Source organism: Paenibacillus sp. FSL H7-0756, assembly GCF_038006765.1.
In the GTDB taxonomy this organism is placed as follows: domain Bacteria; phylum Bacillota; class Bacilli; order Paenibacillales; family Paenibacillaceae; genus Paenibacillus_AQ.
In genome coordinates this window covers 3,001,164-3,021,392 of sequence record NZ_JBBOVT010000001.1, presented here as the reverse complement: position 1 = coordinate 3,021,392, position 20,229 = coordinate 3,001,164, and the positions used below count along the sequence as shown (strand labels likewise).

Annotated in this window: 17 protein-coding genes; 9 read left to right on the top strand and 8 right to left on the bottom strand. The window is 51.3% G+C overall.

Annotated features, from left to right (window positions below):
- Positions 1-168 precede the first annotated feature (168 nt).
- Entirely contained in the window at positions 169-1,350 is a 1,182-nt protein-coding gene (locus NST04_RS13285) for a hypothetical protein (protein ID WP_341184617.1), read from the bottom strand.
- Positions 1,351-1,920: 570 nt separating this feature from the next.
- Here NST04_RS13285 and NST04_RS13280 point away from each other — a divergent pair.
- The 6 genes from NST04_RS13280 to NST04_RS13255 all read left to right on the top strand — a co-directional run bounded on the left by NST04_RS13280 (position 1,921) and on the right by NST04_RS13255 (position 8,598).
- Positions 1,921-2,448 carry a cupin domain-containing protein gene (locus NST04_RS13280; RefSeq protein ID WP_445667888.1) on the top strand — a complete coding sequence of 176 codons (528 nt, stop codon included), beginning with the start codon at positions 1,921-1,923 and terminating at the stop codon, positions 2,446-2,448.
- Positions 2,449-2,679: 231 nt separating this feature from the next.
- Positions 2,680-3,435 carry a LytR/AlgR family response regulator transcription factor gene (locus tag NST04_RS13275; RefSeq protein ID WP_341184616.1) on the top strand — a complete coding sequence of 252 codons (756 nt, stop codon included), beginning with the start codon at positions 2,680-2,682 and terminating at the stop codon, positions 3,433-3,435.
- The gene (locus tag NST04_RS13270) at positions 3,422-4,723 is read left to right on the top strand and encodes an ATP-binding protein (protein WP_341184615.1); all 1,302 of its coding nucleotides are present in this window, start codon (positions 3,422-3,424) and stop codon (positions 4,721-4,723) included. Before NST04_RS13275 ends, NST04_RS13270 begins: the two co-directional genes overlap by 14 nt.
- A gap of 117 nt (positions 4,724-4,840) precedes the next feature.
- Complete coding sequence (locus NST04_RS13265; protein WP_341184614.1) at positions 4,841-6,880, top strand: serine hydrolase domain-containing protein; 2,040 nt, start codon at positions 4,841-4,843, stop codon at positions 6,878-6,880.
- 275 nt (positions 6,881-7,155) lie between these two features.
- Positions 7,156-7,749 (top strand): DedA family protein, encoded by a 594-nt coding sequence (locus tag NST04_RS13260; protein ID WP_341184613.1) that lies wholly within the window; start codon positions 7,156-7,158, stop codon positions 7,747-7,749.
- A gap of 36 nt (positions 7,750-7,785) precedes the next feature.
- Positions 7,786-8,598, top strand: a complete 813-nt coding sequence (locus NST04_RS13255; protein WP_341184612.1) for an undecaprenyl-diphosphate phosphatase — start codon at positions 7,786-7,788, stop codon at positions 8,596-8,598.
- A gap of 83 nt (positions 8,599-8,681) precedes the next feature.
- On the opposite strand, the gene NST04_RS13250 is transcribed toward NST04_RS13255, so the two are convergent.
- The 3 genes from NST04_RS13250 to hflK form a co-directional block, all read right to left on the bottom strand.
- Complete coding sequence (locus NST04_RS13250) at positions 8,682-10,295, bottom strand: glycosyltransferase family 2 protein (protein ID WP_341184611.1); 1,614 nt, start codon at positions 10,293-10,295, stop codon at positions 8,682-8,684.
- A gap of 198 nt (positions 10,296-10,493) precedes the next feature.
- The gene (gene hflC / locus NST04_RS13245) at positions 10,494-11,363 is read right to left on the bottom strand and encodes a protease modulator HflC (RefSeq protein ID WP_341184610.1); all 870 of its coding nucleotides are present in this window, start codon (positions 11,361-11,363) and stop codon (positions 10,494-10,496) included.
- A complete protein-coding gene (hflK, locus tag NST04_RS13240; protein WP_341185240.1) occupies positions 11,360-12,403 on the bottom strand; it encodes an FtsH protease activity modulator HflK in 1,044 nt (347 codons plus the stop codon). Before hflK ends, hflC begins: the two co-directional genes overlap by 4 nt.
- Positions 12,404-12,688: 285 nt before the next feature.
- On the opposite strand from hflK, the gene NST04_RS13235 reads away from it, so the two are divergent.
- Positions 12,689-13,717 (top strand): helix-turn-helix transcriptional regulator, encoded by a 1,029-nt coding sequence (locus tag NST04_RS13235; protein WP_341184609.1) that lies wholly within the window; start codon positions 12,689-12,691, stop codon positions 13,715-13,717.
- A 50-nt stretch (positions 13,718-13,767) separates the two neighbouring features.
- The gene (locus NST04_RS13230; RefSeq protein ID WP_341184608.1) at positions 13,768-14,562 is read left to right on the top strand and encodes an SDR family NAD(P)-dependent oxidoreductase; all 795 of its coding nucleotides are present in this window, start codon (positions 13,768-13,770) and stop codon (positions 14,560-14,562) included.
- Positions 14,563-14,642: 80 nt separating this feature from the next.
- Here the strand turns inward: NST04_RS13230 and NST04_RS13225 are convergent, their stop codons facing one another.
- Genes NST04_RS13225 through NST04_RS13210 form a run of 4 tightly spaced genes read right to left on the bottom strand, consistent with a single transcriptional unit; the run spans position 14,643 to position 18,388 of the window.
- Complete coding sequence (locus NST04_RS13225) at positions 14,643-15,398, bottom strand: amino acid ABC transporter ATP-binding protein (protein WP_341184607.1); 756 nt, start codon at positions 15,396-15,398, stop codon at positions 14,643-14,645.
- Complete coding sequence (locus NST04_RS13220) at positions 15,398-16,153, bottom strand: amino acid ABC transporter permease (protein WP_341184606.1); 756 nt, start codon at positions 16,151-16,153, stop codon at positions 15,398-15,400. The genes NST04_RS13225 and NST04_RS13220 overlap by 1 nt, the downstream gene beginning before the upstream one ends.
- Positions 16,154-16,195: 42 nt before the next feature.
- Positions 16,196-17,527, bottom strand: a complete 1,332-nt coding sequence (locus NST04_RS13215) for a CapA family protein (RefSeq protein ID WP_341184605.1) — start codon at positions 17,525-17,527, stop codon at positions 16,196-16,198.
- Between the two features lie 18 nt (positions 17,528-17,545).
- Positions 17,546-18,388 carry a transporter substrate-binding domain-containing protein gene (locus tag NST04_RS13210; protein WP_341184604.1) on the bottom strand — a complete coding sequence of 281 codons (843 nt, stop codon included), beginning with the start codon at positions 18,386-18,388 and terminating at the stop codon, positions 17,546-17,548.
- A 411-nt stretch (positions 18,389-18,799) separates the two neighbouring features.
- On the opposite strand from NST04_RS13210, the gene NST04_RS13205 reads away from it, so the two are divergent.
- Positions 18,800-20,209 carry a glycosyltransferase gene (locus NST04_RS13205; protein ID WP_341184603.1) on the top strand — a complete coding sequence of 470 codons (1,410 nt, stop codon included), beginning with the start codon at positions 18,800-18,802 and terminating at the stop codon, positions 20,207-20,209.
- Positions 20,210-20,229 lie beyond the last annotated feature (20 nt).

Below are 20,229 nucleotides of genomic sequence, written 5' to 3'. Positions count from 1 at the left end.
CTGCGCATGCACGCTGTCCCGTCCTTTCAGTGAAAAGCTGCAGGATATGCGAATCCGCTGACATAACCGGTGTACACTGATTCTCGTGCAGTAGCTACCCATGCCAAACGGACCCTCACTCTTTCAATGTACCCGTTATAAAAAAGTTAAAACGCTCTGGCGCAAGGTTTAGAAATTCATGTAGACCACTGTGTAATCGGGAAAACCCTCCATCCATTTCACTATAGTCTTCGGCAACTTGCTGGTGCCCGGAACATTGGTATAGAACCGCACGAAGGTCTCGGGAACCTCATCCGAATCCGAGGCTTCATCCGAATCGAGCGCAGCCGCCCAGAAATGTCCCTGCTTATCATACATGATAATGGCTTCCGTAAGGGTGAACAGCCCTCTTACGCCGCCCTCTACCACTTTTGCCCCCTTACCGTCGAGATCCTTCGGCTCATTCAGCAGCTGCATGCTGTACAGGAACAGATCATAATCTTCCCCTACCAGCTTACGGAAGGCCTTATCATCTGCGGCTGTCTTGAAGACACCGGTATCCCGCAGCGTGTAGACGGTCTCTTGAGGGTCTCTTGTATAGTGGCCGGTATAGGTTACATTCGCCCCGGCGGAATATACCGGTGAAGGGCTGGTAACATACAAATTGCCGTTCAGCAGATAGAAAAAGACCACGGAACCGTCCTCTTCCTTGTAGACGGCCATCCGTTTGCGGACTACTGCCGACTCTTCATACAGCTGGCCGGAATGAGCTCCATCATAGGCATCCACCGAGAAGACCAGCTTGTCGCTCTTCACGTTGCTGAATTCAACATAAGATCCGAAGAAGGGCGAATAAGACTCCATATACCATTCCCCGCTCCAGTCCGCTGCGGCCGGCACCTTGGCGCTGGCTGCGGCGGTAGCCGTCAATGCCTCTACCGGAAGCTGGCGGGTGCCGTCCGGGTTACTCCACACTCCGGCGAAGCCGGTGCCGGGAATCCACCAGCCCTCGAAATGGCCGGTTTCCTTACCCTTCGCATCATATTCATACATATTTGCGTATTTGCCGCTGACTGTACCGGTGAGCCTGATGGTCTTCTTGTATTTATCATAATAATAACTTCCGGTCAGCTTCCCGCCGCTCTCCACCTTAATGGACATATGAATCGGCAGATTACCGTTGATGGCGCCGGTCAGCGGCACCAGCCCGTTCGTGGCCAGACTCTGGGCGGGTGAAGCCGCAGCGGCTACCGTCCCGGACGGCGCAGCCTTCGCCCCGGCGGGTGCAGCCGGTGCCCCCTGCGGCATCAGAATGGCAGGCAGCAGCAGCGCAGCCGCCAGCAGGGTACTGATTTTACGGATAATTCTCACTATAACCCCTCCCTTTCGCAACCATCTATAACAGCTATGTTACACTGTATGCCATCAATTACCCTTTTACAAGCAGGTAGAAAATAGCCCCGCTATATTTATTGCACGTATAATTTCCCCAATCACAGGCTGAGGATATCACATACCCGTCTCATTCGCGCAGCAGGCATTCTGATGCTGTAGGCGCTGGAACGATAGTAACTGCATTTTGTACAATGGAATGCTGTAAAAAAGGCTTCAAAATAGAATCTATTGTATTCGGTACAATTGAATGTTGAACAAAGGCCTTTTTTCAGCCAAAACACAACATTCCACTGTATGAAATACAATAGAATCTCATTTTGCAGTCAGATATGCCTTTTCTATTGCAGGAAATACAATCAGTTACTTAAATTTAAAAGTAGAAGTCGGCTACGGATGCGGTATCAGCTTAATATTAGCTCAACGTTCATGCTCAGCTTTAACATCCCTGAGGTTCAATATTATAGTTTTAAAGCTATTTTCAGAAGATACATTACCAACCTTAGGGTAATTCTATATATACCAAAATTCACGTAGGAGATGATCCGTATGTCAGAACACAATTCGGTAAGCCGTGAGCCGGACGAATCTATAATGAAGCTCAGCTTCCAGGCTGATGGCCTGCTGCCGAACAACCCGGAGCTTCCGGTCCTGCTGTATAAAGGTGTTCTCCGGGACCACCCGGAAGACACCGAACAGATCTTCAATGCCAACGGCTGGCTGAACAGCTGGGTGAATGGCGTCTTCCCCTACCACCATTATCACAGCAACGCGCATGAAGTGCTGGGCGTGATCTCCGGCAGCGCCAGCCTCCAGCTTGGCGGAGATGCCGGATACACCGCCAGCGTGGAGGCCGGTGACGTTGTGGTGCTGCCTGCCGGGACAGCACACAAGAAGCTCACGGCTTCTCCGGACTTCCGCATCGCCGGCGCTTATCCCGGCGGCATGGACTATAACACCCGCCGGGCGGACCCGGATGACTTCGCTGCGGCGCTCCCCGAGATCCGCGAAGTTCCGCTGCCGGAGCGTGATCCCGTATACGGCGAGGCTGGGCCGCTGCTGCGGCTGTGGAAGTAGCAGCAGTGCAGTGCCTGAGCCATATGCTTAAACAGCGGAGCGGGCGGAACGACCCGCGTACAAGCGTAGCGTTCGCCTTGGTCTCCGGATGTTCACCGCTCCGCTTTTGCCGTCCAGGGATTAACTTATGCGTTTGGCTCCTGATCCGCTCATTCCGCTGGACAATACTATATAATGTTGTGTACAAATATCTGCTTAGGCATGGAGCCGGAAGTGAAGGGGGACTCTTGGATGTATCGGGTAGCGGTATGCGAGGATGAAGAACAGCAGCGGGAGCTGGTGAAGAGGATACTGGTCGGCTTATCCGTCAAGACGGATACCGAATTTGAAATCGAGCTGTTTCCTTCGGGAGAGGACTTAATCTCCCACTATGGACGGGGCGGAGCCCCCTTCCATATCCTGATTCTGGATGTGGAGATGGGCGGCATGAACGGGATTCAGACGGCGCACCGGCTGAGAAGCCGGAAGCATTTTGACGAACAGATTATCTTCCTGACCAGCTACCCTGAATATATGGTGGAGAGCTTCGACGTGATTACCTTCCAGTATCTGATCAAGCCCGTCGCCCCGCAGCTCCTGGAGGAGAAAATTCTGAAGCTCTGTGATTACTTCCAGGCCCAGGATAAGAAGTTCATGGTCATTAAGTCCGGGTATGAGGAGGTCGTCTTGCGGCATGATGATATCATCGGCATTGAGGCGGCCAAGAGTCTGACCGTCAAGAGCAAGCTGAATGTAATTACCACCACGGGAATCTATGAGACCAGAGGAATTATTGCAGAGTACGCTTCAGCACTGCGGGACAGCCATTTCCTGCACATCCACCGTTCGATTATTATCAATCTGCTGCATGTCCACAAGTTCGCAGGCGGCTCCGTGCTGATGTCGGGCGGGCAGGAGTTCCCCATCGGCCGGTCCAAAATCAAAGAGGTTAAGGACTTCTACACCAAATTCATGATCATGAAGGGCAGCTCCTATGACTCACTATAATCTGACCCTTGTCGTCTGTGTGGTGCTGGTGATGTGCTTTCAGACCCAATTCTTCTTTGCCTCCGTATTTGATAAGTCCGCCAGGAAGCCTAACCGGATCATTTATTTCCTCATCTACGGGGTGCTCTGCTTCCTCTACCTGGTAAGCCCGCTGTCCCCTCTATTCTCCTCCGGCGTAGCCCTGCTGATGATCTTCAGTATGGCGCAAGCCTATAAGGTGGAGATGAAGACGCAGGTGATCTTCTCCATGCTGTACGCTGTGCTGATGACGGTGGTCAGCTTTATGTCGCTGTATATTTTCTCAATGATAGATTCGGTAGATTACACCAGCATGGACGGGGGTACGGGGATTGACCGGCCGGCCTTCATCAAGGGGCTGATCCTGAGCTGCATTATTATGTTCCCGGTGATTCAGATCATCCGGCTGATCTCCAAACGCCGAAGCGTCTCCCTGCCCTACCGGTATTATGTGATGTTCCTGCTCGTCCCGCTCATCAGCACCTATCAGATCAACGTTCTTACCGTTAACAGCACGAAGGATTTCTACTACTTTTTTGCGATTCTCGGCTTCCTGTTCCTGAATGTGATGATTGTCTATATCTTCGATACTATTACCGACAAGTTCCAGTTCATGCATGAGAACGCCCAGCTCCAGCACCAGATGAACTATCAGGACGCCAACTATGAGAAGACGGTGCACAGCTTCAAGTCGATTAAAAGAATCATCCACGATACCCATCAGCAGTTCCTCTACATTGAAGAGTGTATCCGGCGGGATGATCCGGCGGCCGCTCTTGCGCATATCAAGCTTACGCAGAATAAAGTAGAGGATGCCTACCAGCGGGTCAACACCGGCCATCTGGCGGTGGATGCGCTGGTCACGAACACACTGAATATCGGACAAGCGAACGGCATCCGCATCGATACCCGGCTCAAGCTGCTGCCTGGTGAGCTTCACATCGACCGTTATGACCTGTGCGTCGTGCTGGGCAACATGCTGGACAATGCCATTGAAGCCTCCAAAAAAGTACGGCTGGCCGAGGACCGCTACATTCTGATCCAGATGCACTCCAGTGAATCCGCGCTGTTCATCCGCATCCTGAATCATACCGCCCCGGAGACTACCTCTTTGCAGAGCCGGAAGCCGGACCCGGAATACCATGGTATCGGTCTAACCAATATCTCCAGAATCTGCGAGAAGTACGGCGGCAATATGACGATTGAGGCCGGGCATCGGGAATTCAACAATATGGTGGTCCTCCCCTTCTCGCGCGAAGTTTCTATATAAAATGCGCTTAAGGGATCGTAATCCGCGTTTCAGGGTTATTCGGGCCACGCTCCTCTCTTCTGCCTGTATGATAACTTCAGGAAGATTACCTAAGAGACACAAGAGGAGGAATTCAAGATGAACAAGTTAACTTCAGTCGTAATTGCTGCCATGTTAGTAATCCCCGCAGCCCCGGCTGCCGCTCAGGAGAAGGAGAGCCCGGTGCAGGAAACGGCCCGTCTGCTGGGCTCGAAGATCGTATCCGATTACGGGGTAAGCGGCATGCAGTATGCGATTAGGGATCAAGGTGCCATTACGGTATCGGGAGGCTTCGGTGTATCTGATAAGGCAGCCGGGACTCCCATCACGAAGGATACCATGTTCGGCATCGGCTCCGTCAGCAAAATGCATGTCTCCGCAGCCACGATGATGCTTGCCGAAGATCAGGTCATTGACATCGATAAGCCGCTGACTACGTATCTGCCGCAATTCAAAATGGCCGATGAGCGCTATAAGAAGATTACGCCGCGCATGTTAATGAACCATTCCTCGGGCCTGTACGGCAGCCACTACGGGAACAGTATTCTGATGGATGATGCCGATACTCAGAATCATGATGACCTGCTGACAAGGCTTCAGTCTGAGCGGCTCAAATCTGATCCCGGCGCCTATTCCGTATATTGCAATGACGGCTTTCAACTGCTGGAGCTGATGATTGAGCAGGTGACCGGCAGCAGCTATACTGAGTTCCTGGATCAGCACATGAGCACTCCGCTGAAGCTAAGCTCCACCAAGACGCCGCTGGACACCTTTAACCGGCAGCAGCTCGCCAAGACCTACTTCCCTGGTCTAACGCAGGCAATGCCTGCCGAGAATGCCAATATCCTTGGAGCAGGCGGCCTCTATTCCACAGCCGAAGATCTGACCACATTCGCCGAGATGCTCAGCGGCAAGCACCCGGATGTTCTGTCGAAAGCCTCCGCTACAGCGATGCAGCAGCCTGAATACAAGAATGGGCTCTGGGTGCCTGAAGAGAGAAACAGCTTCAATTACGGTCTGGGCTGGGATGCCGTAGATCTGGCACCATTCGGTGATTACGGAATCAAGGCCTTATCCAAAGGCGGAGATACCATCATGTATCACGCTGACCTGATTACCCTGCCGGAATCCGATATATCCATCGCGGTGCTCTCGTCGGGCGGAAGCTCAATCTATAACACCATTTTCGCTACCAATGTGCTGCTGGCCTACCTGAAGGACACCGGGAAGATTAATAAGATTCTGCCGGAAGCCACCTTCACTTCTCCGGTCAAAGCGGCTATGCCTGCCGAGCTGGGAGCCTATTCGGGATTATACGGTACTGTCGGCGCAACCACTGCCATAACCATTAAGGACGGAGCGCTCAACCTGCCTGAGCTGGAGGGCGGACTCATTCCTGCGCAGAAGTATATTTATACCGGCAAGGGACAGTTCACGAGCCCGGACGGCAGTGCAGCCGTAAGCTTCGATAAGCAGAAGAACGGCAAAACCTATCTGAAGCTGAACACGCACTTGACTATCCCCGGTATCGGTCAAATGCTGATGGTCACATATGAGTACCAGAAGCTGGATGCAAATCCCCTGAATGCTTCTACGAAGCAGGCCTGGGCGCAGAGAGACGGGAAGCATTACTACGCTGTGGATGAGAAAATTAATTCCTTCTTCTACCTCTCCCCTTCCATCTTGACGAAGACTGTTAAGGTTGAACAGGGCTACGCCACCGGAACGCGGATTGTGGACGAGAACACTGCCGTCAATGCGGCTGAAATTCCGGTTATGAACGGCAGAGACGCCTTCGATTTGACCTTTTCCAAGCAGAACGGTGCCGAATATTTAACCATCGACGGCAATGCTTATATCAGCGGCGATGCCGTGAAGCCGATCTATGGAGGACCGGCCTCGACCAGCACCGTTCCTGCGGGCGGCCAGAGCGTATGGTTCAAGATCGACAAGAAGGCCGCCGGCAAAACCATGACCGTTACGGCTCCCCCAAGCGGCGGATACGTTGTCTATGATGCGGACGGAATGATCGTAAGCCACTCAAAAGTTAGAAAAACCCCTTCAGTCAAGTTGCCGCAAGGCGGAATGGCCGTCTTCGGCGGGCAGGCGGGCGATGTGTTCAGGATTGAACTGAGATAACGCTTTCAACTTTTCATCCACCATTTCTCTCTTTTCCCAAACTTGCTTAATGGTATACAGGTGTGTTTTAATGTTATCAAATTGAATAATACTCTTATCCAGAGTTCGGTGGAGGGCTTCGCCCGATGATACCGCTGTGACCGTCATGCCAGAAGCATATTAGGCACAGCACTAGAGGCATCCCGGATGCCTTGCAAAGATGAGAGGGTGCTGACAGTTGATGAGACTGCCCCCTTTAAATAGGGGGCTTTTTGTTTGAGAAGGGAGAGAAACGCATGACAGAATGGATTACGGAGTTTATACTTTTTTTCAAAGATTTGTCGTATGCCGGAATCATGATCGCCTTATCCTTTGAATTTGTGCCTGCTGAAATCGTGCTTCCGCTTGCCGGATATTGGGTGTATCTGGGGGATATGAAGCTTCTGCTGACCATTCTGGCCGGTACGGTCGGTGGCACCCTCGGTCCGCTAACATTGTATGCCCTTGGCCGGTTCGGCGGAAGACCCATGGTGGACAAGTACGGGAAGTACCTGTTCATCCGCCCGCATCACCTGGAAGCATCTGACCGTTTTTTTGAGAAATACGGCAGCGGTGTGGCCTTCTACGGGCGCTTCATTCCGGGCGTAAGAACTCTCATCTCCATCCCCTGCGGGATCGCCAAGATGAATGTGTTCAAATTCAGTCTCTATACGTTCCTGGCCATGCTGCCGATTACGGCAATCTATGTCTATTTGGGCTACAAGCTGGGTTCGCAGTGGGAGCATGTGGATGAGATCGTCAAGCCTTACATTCTGCCGTTGGCCACTCTGTTCCTGTTAGGGTTCGGGCTGTACGTCCTGTCCAAGCGGTACCGCAGACGGCAGGCTTAATCCACATTATTTGCAGTTCAAATTCAGGAGGAAATCATGGAAAACTGGTACAATTGGCTAAAATACTTACTGTTAGGCCTCGTACAGGGGGTGACGGAACCGATTCCCGTCTCCTCCAGCGGGCATTTAATCATTGCCCAGCGGCTGCTTGGCGTGAAGCAGAATGGACTCTCTTTTGAAATCTTAACCAATACGGCCTCATTGATCGCCATCTGTTTTATTTTCCGCAAAGATATCATGGACTTAATCACAGGGTTCTTCCGTTATCTGAAGACGCGCGATACGAAGTACCGGTCCGAATTCATGTTCTGCATCTACATCGTTATCGGCACAATCCCTGCAGCGGTTGCTGCCGTATTCTTCAAGGATACGATCGAACGCGTCTTCACCTCTGTACATACCGTATCCATCAGCTTACTTGTTACAGGGGTTGCCCTCTGGCTGATCCGCAATCTGCGCGGCCAGAAAAGAGACGGCAACCTCAAAATGAAGGATGCCATTATCGTCGGGCTGGCTCAGGCCGTAGCACTGATTCCCGGGATCAGCCGTTCCGGCTCAACCGTGATTGCCTCGATTGCCGTCGGGATGAAGCAGGAGACCGCACTCAAATTCTCCTTCATGCTGTACATTCCCATCAGTATCGGAGGCCTGATTCTCGGCGCATCCGATATCGCGAATGATCCGAACCGTTCAGCGCTGGCGATGCCTTACCTGATCGCCTTCCTCACCACGCTGGTCGCCACTTACTTCGCCATGCGCTGGTTCATCGGTATTATGGCGAAGGGCAATCTGATCTACTTTTCATACTATTGCTTCGTGGTTGGTACGCTGCTGCTGATCTTCTTGTAACAGGAACATGCCGGGGAGATGAAGGAGCTGGAAGGTACCGCCTCCCTGCTCCTTCATCTCCCCTTCTCATTTAACGGATTCCCTTACTGTTTGCTCCAAGGCAACAGAATGGGATGTTCATCAAGAATGGACTGATATTGCTCCTTCCAGCCGTACTTGCCGTCCGGGTCCAGTTGCATATACCGTATATACTTCTCCAGCCGGAATTCCAGCTTTGACCAGCCAAGATGCTTCAGGCGCAGGTTGCTCAGCTGATGGGGCAATTCCCAAATATTCTCTGGCAGCCGCCCGGAGTGTTGCGGGAGATTATTCCAGAGGTAGGTGAAGTCTTTGCGGTAGCGGACCAGGAACGGCCGGTATCTCAGGTGGGCCCGCCAGTACTTATCCTCGCGGTAATGGTTGTCATCCCAGAAATCGTAAAGGCGGAAGCAGAATAGGTCGCAGTTCTCCGTTCTCAGCAAGGAGTCCACTTCTTCGGCAAAGCCGGGTTCAAATATCTCATCCCCATCCAGATTAAGAATCCATTCCGGCCCAGTCGCAACCACCGCCTCCCACTGCTGTTTACGCAGCTCGGATTCATTGTTGAAGCGGGAGACCGGATTATGAATCAGCTTAAGCGGAATTCCCTTAAGAACCTCCTTGACTAATTCCGCTGTGTCATCTGTGCTGCCATCATCGATAATAACGGCCTCGTCGATATATTTGCGGTGCTCCTCCAGAATCTGCCGCAGGAACCTTGTGGCTTCATTCTTAACTATCATCGTTAGAGTCAGCTTGGGCCGGCGCGAGGCCGCTGCCGGGGTGACAACATGTTCCGCATCGCTCCGCTCTGGCTCTCCATCATTCCTTTTCCCAATATGCTCACTTGGCTCCGTCTCAGGCATTGCCGTTGACTGCCGTACGAACTCCTCAACTTTATCAAGATCACTGTCTCTGTATATATGCAAAGCCGGATAATGGGTATCTACGAAGAGAGGAATATCAAGTGCCGCTGCACGGATACAGAAATGGCGATCCTCTCCCCAATACGAGAGATTACGGATTTTCTTGTAACTAACACCAGACTTGATGGCCTGGATGCTGATTAAGGTGCAGGCGCCAAGTCCACCGACTTCATAAATTCCCGGTTCCTCCATCTTCAGCAGAAATGTATGAAGGCGGCGCTTGATCTCTTCAGGTGAGAGTTTTTCTCCCGGTAACGCTTCCCATTGGTTATACTCATCATGCATCCATACCTGCGGCTGGGACAATTTGCCCGGCTCCCATTGGGTCCAGAACACTTCAGAGATAATGTCCTTGCCTGAACTAAGCAACTGCTCCAGTGTACTCGGATGAAGAATGAGATCGGAATCAATCAGAAACAGATAATCATAGCCGAAAGCTTCCGCATGCCGGATCATCTGATTTTTGAACTCGGCCACCTTCCAGACAAGGCTAATACGCCAGGCATGGGCATTGTCATCGCGTATATAGTCATCATGGTAGCCAGAGGATTCCAGAATGACTGTTCTCCCGCTTTGGGCGAACTGCTGCAGAAGTTCACTGGAGGCTTCATCCCGATTATCATCAATCAGATAGTAATGCAATTCAATATTGTTAAGGTTCAGGCGCTGCAAAGAATTCAGAAAATGCTGCAAAATTTCCGGTTTTTGATGGATCGGACTGCCCAGCAAGACCCGTTTTATCTTCTGATTCATTTAGGCTCACCCCAGAATAATAGCAACATTAATAGAACACCCCTTAGATTTGAAAATAATTGATATAACTTAATGTATTAAGTGAAGTATCTAGATAAGCCTATTTTCCTTAAAAACAACCTTCAGAGCAGCCGGGTAACACGACAAAAACACCCCTTAGAATCAATTGATCCTAAGGGGTGTTCTCCGTTAAGCCTATTATTTAGTGCCCATCAGTATCTTCGCATACGGCGAATCGATCGGGATCATGATGACCGGCTCATTCTTCAGCGTGGTCACATAACTCTGCAATGTGCGGTAGAAGCTATAGAACTCAGGAGATTTGCCATAGGCCAGGTTGTAGATTTTGGCGGCTTCCCCTTCGCCTTCGGCGATAATCTTCTTAGAGTCGGCTTCCGCCTGGGCCATCAGCTCCCGGGAGGCGCGGTCCGCCTTGGAGGTGATTTTCTTGGACTCCTCATCCCCTTCAGACAGGTAACGCGCAGCAATAGACTGGCGGTCCGAGATCATCCGGTTGTACACGCTCTGCTTGTTCTCTTCCGGCAGGTCGGTACGCTTGATCCGTACGTCAATGACTTCAATGCCGTAGTTATCACGGGACAACGCGTCACTTACATCCTTGGTAATCTCATCGTTAATATTACCCCGGCCGGTATCCTCACTGATGATATTCTCATAATTGATCTCCGACAGCTTGCGTCGCACCGAGTTATAGACGGCTTCATCGATACGCTGGACCCCGCCGCTGACCGATTGAACGGTTCTCAGGAACTGCGAGGCGTTGGTGATTCTCCAGACGGTATAATTATCGACCACAATCGGCTTCTGGTCCTTGGTCAGAATGCTGGTCGGCGAGCTCTCGTACGTCATCTGATACTTGGGCAGCTCCGAGACATTCTCGACAAAAGGCAGCTTGAACTTCAGCCCCGGCTCCTCCACCGCACGCATCGCTTCACCGAAACGCAGGACAACCTTATATTCCCCTTCCTTCACAATATACATAGAGCCGGCCAGCAGAATAATCAGGACGATAGAGGAAATTAATAGGATGATCGGGTTTCTTTTCACTTGGCATCTCCTCCTTGCGGTGCGGGTGAGGCAGGCGGATTCGTCGCGGCTGGAGCTGAGGTGTTCTCCTTGGAACTGCGCATCAGCTCATTCAGCGGCAGATAGTTCACCGTATCACTGTTCGAGTTGGTAATGAAGATCTTGGCGTTAGGCAGAATCGTCTCCAGGGTCTCCAGAACCAGCCGGCTCTCGGTGACACTCTTATTATTCGCATATTCGGCAAAAATCGCATTAAACCGCGCCACATCCCCCTGCGCATTCAGGATACGCGACTTCTTCTCGCCTTCGGCCCGCTCCAGCAGGGCCTGCGCTTCACCGCGCGCCTTCGGAATGATATCGTTCTCATACTTCTTAGCGTTGTTGATCTTCGTATTCTTCTCTTCACGGGCGTTCGTCACCTCGCGGAAAGCTTCCTCCACCTGGCCGCTTGGCGGCTCAATATCCTGGAACTTGATATCGATGATCTGAATGCCGGTGTTGTATTTCTTCTGCAGATCCACCAGCAGCACACGGACCTTATCCTGAATGACCGTCTTTCCGTCGGTAATCGCATAGTCCAGCTTCTCGGAACCAATGACCGCACGGATCGAGGAGCTGGCCGAGTTGCGCAAGAATTGCTCAGGGTCATCAATGTTATACAGATAATCACGGATATTGCTGATCTTCCACTGGACTACAGCGTCGGCAGAGACGATGTTCTCATCACCTGTAATCATCATGGCTTCTTCATCCACGGGCACAGATCCTCCAGCTTCCTGGCGGTACCCGATATGAATCCGCTGGGTCAATTCCGCAGGCACGGTAATTACATCCTGGATGGGATAGGGCCATTTGAAATGAAGCCCGGCTGAGCTCTCACTCGTATACTTGCCGAAGGTCAGAATAGCCGCACGTTCCTGCTCCTGCACCGTATAGAATGAGGTAGCGCCGATATACAAGAGTACAGCTGCTGCGGCTACCCCCACTCCTATCCTCTTGTACATACCCGGCTTCAACTTCGGCAGCTTGAACCCTGGGATATTATCGCCATTCTGGTTCATGAAATTCAAGATGCATCGCTCCTTTTGGCGTATTTTAGTCGTATTAAAGGTATATATACGGATACAAAACAAAAAAGTCGCAAAAATTGCGACTTTAATGAAGGTAGCTGAATATTGCTGCGATTCTCGCGGGTTTGCATGACCCTAGAATATTGTTCACGGTCTCGCGTGAAGTGATTGAACAGATGACGCTGCTCTATGGTTAGACTATAATCAGAAGAATCAAGTGACCACGGGCTCCGTAGACCCTTTGCAATTAGATAATGTCCCAGGAGGTCGGCAGCCATGAACGCCCGTATTGCAAATCGAATCAAAATCGCTCCAGGCTTCTGGACGAGCCTGAGAGGAATCGGGATAGAACCCATTGACGTTGCGCGCCAAGCTGGTCTACCAATGACCGTAATTAACGGACCGGACGTCTCAACCGCTCAATATTATGCCATCTGGCAAGCTTATTCCGAATTATCCGTGGACGTAGCTGCGGGAATAGTCAAGCTAGCGACCTCGTACGAGACAGCACACTATCCGCCAGCCGTCTTGGCGACCTTTCACGCTCTCGACTTCCGGGATGCACTGAACCGGATGGTGCGCTATAAGCAGATGTGCCCTCCAGAAAGCTTGCGCATTCGGGAAGAAGGCAGTCAGTGCTTGATTGAATTAGAGTGGCAGCATCCGGAACAGCCCGGACCTCCGGTGCTTGTCGGCATCACGCTCGCCTATCTGCTTGAGCTTGGGCGCCGGGGAACCGGACATTACCTGAGCGCTTGTTCCGTCGAATTCGTCCATCCCATAGGCGACGTTCAGGCTCTTGAGGATTATTTCGGCTGCCGGGTGAAGACGGGAACGGACCGCAACCGGCTAATATTGAACCGGGACGATCTGAATCGTCCCTTCGTATCGTACAACGAAGAACTTCTCGACATCCTGACTCCCGCCTTGGACCGTTCGCTGGCTGAACATAACGGCAGGCGCACGATTATCGACCATGTCAAATGGATTCTGTTGCGTTGCCTGACGCGAGGACGAATTGACATTCATACCGTTGCCGGTGAGCTGGGGATGAGCGGCCGCACGCTGCAGCGCCGGCTGACAGACGAGGGGGCAAGCTTTACACAACTGATATCGCAGACCCGGCACGAGCAAGCGCTTGTCTATCTGGCAGACATGTCGCTAGAGATCAAAGAGGTCGCCTTCCTTGTAGGCTACGAGGACCAGAATTCATTCTATCGTGCGTTCCGCTCATGGGAAGGGGAGACACCTGCCAATTGGCGCACCGCGCAAGAATATCGGCGTCCCCCGCTAGTTACCGATTAGGCGAAATGAGATAATATTATCCCTATCTTAAATACAAGGAGTGCAGACAGATGGATATGGGATTGAAGAATAAGACAGCATTAGTAACAGGTTCTACCAAGGGGATCGGTAAAGCGATAGCTATTGAGCTTGCCAGAGAAGGCGCTCATGTACTCATAAATGGCAGGAACAACGATGACGCTACGCGCACTGCCGCAGAGCTCCAGGCAAAATTCCCGCAGACCCGTCCTCAGCATGCTGCGGCCGATCTCACCGATTCGCAGCAGAGAGAAGCTCTATTCGCGAAATTCCCTCACATCGATATTCTCGTCAACAACATGGGCATCTATGAGATTATGTCTTATGACGACGCAGACGATGCCGTATGGGAGAAATATATCCGCACGAATGTGCTCGCCGCCAACAGCCTTACCAAGTTCTATCTGCCCTCAATGCTGAGCCGCGGATACGGCCGCGTCATCTTTATCGCTAGCGAGGAAGCCGTTATGCCTTCCGGACAGATGCCTCAGTATGCTGTGACCAAATCCATGCTGCTGTCGTTATCCAAGAGCTTGTCCAAGCTGACCCGCGGCACCGAGGTTACCGTCAACACGATCCTGCCGGGTCCGACCCTCTCCGAGAACGTGCGACAGATTATCGGGAGCATTTATCCGGACGAAGAAATGACATTCGAGGCTAAAGAAAAGGACTTTATGGCGAAGAATTTGCCCCAATCCGAAATTGAGCGTTTTATCAGACCTTCCGAGATCGGATGCCTGGCCGCTTTCCTCTGCAGCCCGATGGCCTCAGCGTTCAAGGGCTCTCCCATCCGCATGGACGGAGGAATGGTACCGACCCTATATTAGTATTTTTGAGGCATCGGCTGAAATCATCCCCAATGAAAAACCCCCGGAAGCGAACGCTTCCGAGGGTTTTGATTATGGAACTAATCTGACTTTCCAGATTTGTTGCGGAAATAATTATGCAGAAACTCCTTGGCCCGCTCGGACTTCGGATGGTTGAACACCTGGTCCGGCGTCCCTTCCTCCACGATTTTTCCTTTGTCCAAGAAAAGTACCTTATTCGCTACTTCATATACAAAGCTCATCTCATGCGAGACGAGAATCATCGTCTGACCTGTGGCGGCGGTCTTCTTGATCGTCTGCAGCACCTCGCCGACCAGCTCAGGGTCAAGCGCCGAGGTGGGCTCGTCCAGGAGCAGCAGCTTCGGATTCATCGCCAGGGCGCGGGCAATGCCGACCCGCTGCTGCTGGCCGCCGGACAGATGCTTCGGATAATAATGCGCCCGGTCCGCAAGACCTACCTGCTCCAGCTGCTTCTGTGCAATCTGCGCGGCCTCGCGGTCGTTCATCCGCTTCACAATCTTGAGGCCTTCCTTGACATTATCCAGCGCCGTCCGGTGCTGGAACAGATTAAATTGCTGGAAGACCATCGCCGTCTGCTTCCGCAGCTCCAGCCGCTGCTTGTTCGTGATCGTGCTGAAATCGACCTTGAAGCCTTCGAGATCAAGCATCCCCTGATCCGCCTGCTCCAGGCAGTTGAGCGCACGCAGGAAGGTGGACTTACCTGCACCGGACGAACCGATCAAGGCTACGACATCGCCCTTCTCAATCTCCACCGACAGATCATCCAGAATCAGATTGCCGTGAAAGGACTTGGATAAATGGCTTACCTTAATCATCAGATCTCTCTCCTTCCCCAAGAGAACCAGCCGCGGTTCATGGCCCCGGCAGCGGAGTCCGGAATGGAGAATCTTCGCTCCAGGAATCTCAGAAGCTGCTCAATCAGAATCGTCATGACCCAGTAGATGATCGCCAGCGCAAGATACACCTCGAAGAAGCGGAAGTTGCTGCCGGAGATGATTTTACCCTTGGCTGTCATTTCGATCACACCCGCAACGAAGGCCAGGGAGGTCCCCTTGAGCAGTCCGATCAGGGCATTGCCCAGCGGCGGTATCGCCACCACCAGCGCCTGCGGAACGATGACCCTTCTGAGCACCTGAAGATACGTCATCCCCAGGGATTCAGCGGCCTCAATCTGGCCCTTGTTGACCGATTGCAGCGCAGCACGGATCGTCTCCGAGTTGTACGCCGCTTCATTGAATGCGAAGGTGACCAGTACGAAGATCATCGCCGGAATGGCATTGATATTATAATCCGTCCCGTACTGCTGATTAATGAATTTGAGTAACAACGGAATTCCGTTATAGGTCAGATACAGCTGCACAATGATCGGCGTTCCCCGGATGAACGAGATGAAGACTGTGACTAGCTGGCTTAGCACGGGAATCCGGCGCATACGGATAATGGCGAACAACAGAGCAAACACAAGGCCAACGATCATCGAGATGACCGTAATCTGCAGACTCACAGGAAGGACCTCTAACAGGCGAGGAATCGCTGAGAACACCGCGTGAATATCAAAAATCTCTCCCATGCAGACTTACTTCCTTCCACGTTCAATTTACAGGGCGACGCTCTAACACGGTCTGACAGTCAACCGTCTGCCCTCATAGATAATTTCAGTATGATACCGTTCGTTGCTTACCGCATTAAGCCGCTCCACCAGGGAAGCCGCAGCTTCATCTGAAGCCAGGACCGGAAGCCCGCGCTTCGTCACCGTCTCATGAGTGAGTCTAAGATCAATCGGAATCAGCTCATAGCTGAACCGTTTGTCCTCCAAACTCAGATCGAACATAACCAGGAAGTTCTCCGAGAACTTGCGGTCGCTGTAGAAGCCCTGCCAGTTCCCTTCGCTGTCCTTGGTTCTGTTCTTGTGCAGGGTAGATGGAGCTTCATTCTCGGCATACCCGTAGGCGGTGAACATCTCGGGAGATACAATCGACTCTCCGGCCTCGAACTCCATGAACAGACTGCCTATGTTATAAAAAATAGGCTGGCCCTTATACAGCTCCACCCCTCTAGTGAAGTGGGCTCCATGTCCGAAGACACAGCTCGCCCCGGCATCCACCGCACCCCGCGCGAAGGTCTCAATGAACTCTGCGGGATAATCGGAGTACCAGTTCTCATTCTCCCCTTCATGGGTGTGCAGGCTGACAAAGACATAATCACTGCGCTCCGCCGCATCCTGGATGCTGCGGTAGATTTCCTGCTGATCCTGCTCATGCGCTGCTGTCTTGACACGGGACTGTTCTCCCTTTTCAAAGGTTAAATAGCCTTCAAAAAACGAACCGAATTCATAGTAATTCTCCGATTTGCTCTTGAAGGTCTCAATCCGCTTGCCTTCCTCCATGCTGGAGGCGATGCCGATGCGTTCACTGATCTCCTTCAAGGTGCTGAAGTCCTGATCATTCACGACATACGTCCGCGACCAGCGCAGCGGGTTGACTCCCGGACGGGCCGGAACGCCATTCCCCGGATTCGAAGCAGCGAACACCTCGCTTCTCGTCACATCGATAGTGATGATGGCAATCCGCCCGTCAGGCGTATCCACGAACACCGGCTTACGCGCTTCATGCAGGCTCATGCCCACTCCAAGCGGGGTTAGACCACGGGCTTCCGCCTCTTCGATCGTATCCACAAGACCCTGGGTCCCGTAGTCCCCCGTATGATTATTCGCAAAGCTCACATAACGGATATTGAGCTTCCCGAATTCGTCCAGCGCCTTGGGGCGCACACTGGTCTGGTAGCCGCGGCCTGCCGCCGGAGCGGTATTCAGGCGCGGAGTCACAAACTCTGCATTGGTAAAAGCTTCATCGGCTCCTTGCAGCAAAGTCAGCAGCTCCGGGTCCATCGTCTTATCTAAATTACTGCTGGAGAATAATGCATCTCCCGAGACTAGAAATTTCATGCGCTCACCTTCCTTCGGTTACTCCATTAGCTCTTTCTTAGGCAAATAGTCGCCGCCAAGCTGCTCTTGGCTAATCTTCAGCAGGGTGCCGTCTGCATACATTTCCTTGATTCTCTTGTTAACGGTATCCAGCAGGGAGCTGTCCGCAGACTTGGAGAGCAGGATATAAGACCCTGGATCGCTATTCTCTGTAGAGAAAGCAACTACTTTCAAGTTGGTCAACCCATGCTCCTTGATGGCCTTCTCGGCAGAGACACGGGAAATGATGCGCACATCGTATTTGCCGGCTTCAATACCTTCGAACTGCTTCACGAAATTCTCGTCAGTGTAGATAATCTCTGCTTTGGCATCCGGGTTCGCTTCATTATAATTCTCCAGCAGTGTGGCACCGGAGTTGCCTACTTCTGTTACGGCTTTATAGCCCTTCAGGTCTTCTACCGCCTTAAGGGTGTTATCGTCCTTGCGGACTACGAATACATTCGCATTCTCGATAATCGGGAGAGAGAAATTGTATTTACCGCGTCTCTCGGGGTTGGAGCTGAAATTGTTCGCCCCCAGCTGGAAACGGCCATTATCCAGGCCGGTCAGAATCCCTTCGAATTCAATCGCCTGAACCTCTAGCTTATATTCCGGAAGGTCCTTGAAGATCGCCTTCATTACTTCCACATCGTAGCCTGTCAACTGTCCGTCCTTCTCGTAGCTAAAAGGGTTACTGACACCGCTGGTAGCGGCTGTAATCGTCTTCTGGCCCGCGCTGCCGCTGTTCTGTTCTCCGCTTGCGGCCTCATTCTTGTTCCCGCAGCCCGCAATCAGAGCGCCCAGCATCAAGACAATAATCCCCGACACCCACTTCTTCTTCATTATAATCTCTTCCCCCTCGTCTGATCACGGAACATACATTATGTCCAATAAATCATAGTCATTTAGTCTGGAATTATTATGTCACGGGGTAAATAGAGTGTCAAGGTAAACGGGTAAAGGATTTGACGAATGGTGGCGAATAGAGTCGATTGGAGGCTAAGCCTCCAGCATAATATATGTATCCCCCAGGCGGCTGGGGAGTATTCCCCAGATGTTTCTCACAAATGAAACACGCAGTAGTCATGCGTATCGTCTCTTTCTATTCGGATAGTTGTTTAAAACATCCACAACGTCCAGCAAATCCGGTATTTTTCGGTACACTCATCATACTTTAGGAATCGGCCCCATATGCATTAAAAGACAGCTTAACGGGTACGAAGCCAGACCTGAAGGATGGAAGGAGAATCTGCCTTGACCTTAAATATACCGCTTGAATTCGCTGAGCGATTTGCTCAGCTTGGAAGCAACACTTACATCGGGCAAGGGGGCGTAATTGAGTCTCCAGAGCTAATATCTATAGGCAATAATGTTTCTGTTGAAGCTCCGCACTATATCAAGACAGCAGCTACAGACCAACAGCTTCCTCATGAGGGTCCAGTTATCTGTATAGGAGACGGATGTCAGATAAACAGAGGGGTACAGATCACAGCTTCCCCCAAGATTATCTTAGAGCCAAATGTTCTTATCTATTCCAATGTTCAAATGGAAGGTGAAATCGCCATTGGCGAAGGCTCCTGGATCGGAGCAAACTGCTGCCTATATGGGAGTATACGCATTGGCGCAGGGAGCGTAGTTAAAGCAAACAGCATGGTCATGGACAATGTTCCCGACTACTGCGTGGTTTCAGGTAATCCCGCATCGATTGTGCAGGTCTATGAGACTGCCTCCGGCAGCTGGGTGGATGTGTCTGATCATGACCAAGCCCAGGCCGTTCTTACTGCCCGAAGCCGTCTCCCCCTGTTATCTATCTGCATCCCGACTTACAACCGCGCGCCTTATCTGGACACCTGCCTTCATTCAATTTACTCACAGATCGGGAATAACGAACTGATCGAAGTAGTGGTATCCGATAATGCCTCTACAGATGCCACACCAGATGTCATAGACAAGTATATGGCCCTTTACTCCAATATGAGAGCAGTTCGAAATGACACTAATGTTGGTGCAGACCCTAATATTTATTTTGTTTTAACATTGGGAAGAGGGAAATTTGTGAAAATGCATGGAGATGATGATTATTTTCTCCCCGGCAAGATCATGCCCCTCCTTCATGTACTGCACAGTCATCCGGAATGCGGAGTCATTCATATAAGTATAATAAACGGAAATGGGCCTCCCCGCTTAGACTCTGGGATTAGCAATTTCCTGGCCGCCACCACTCTTTATGCAGCGTTTATCAGTTCAGTTGTTTTAAGGCGTGAGGATTTGGAGAAGATCGAGAATCCCGCACTATTTATAGCTTCTAAATTCAATCAATTATATCTGCAATATTCCATATTAAAGGATAACCCGAACTTCTGCATCATGTACGATAGTATGTTCAGTTATGGCGGTGCTTACAATCCTAAATACAGTTTTGCTGAAGTGTTCTTCAACGGTTATCCATCTATCCTAAGCCACTTCTTGAGCTCTGGCTTAACTGCTGAAGATATTGCCAGAGAGAAAAGACAAACTCTCTATCATTACACCATACCATGGCTACGGAATAATAAAGCAACTGTGACCACTGATGAATTTGAAGGAATCTATACAAAATACTATCACGAAGAACCCTATTATGAGGATGGCTTAGCCATCATGAAAGCAATACGCCAATCATAACTCATATTTCAGAAAGGAAG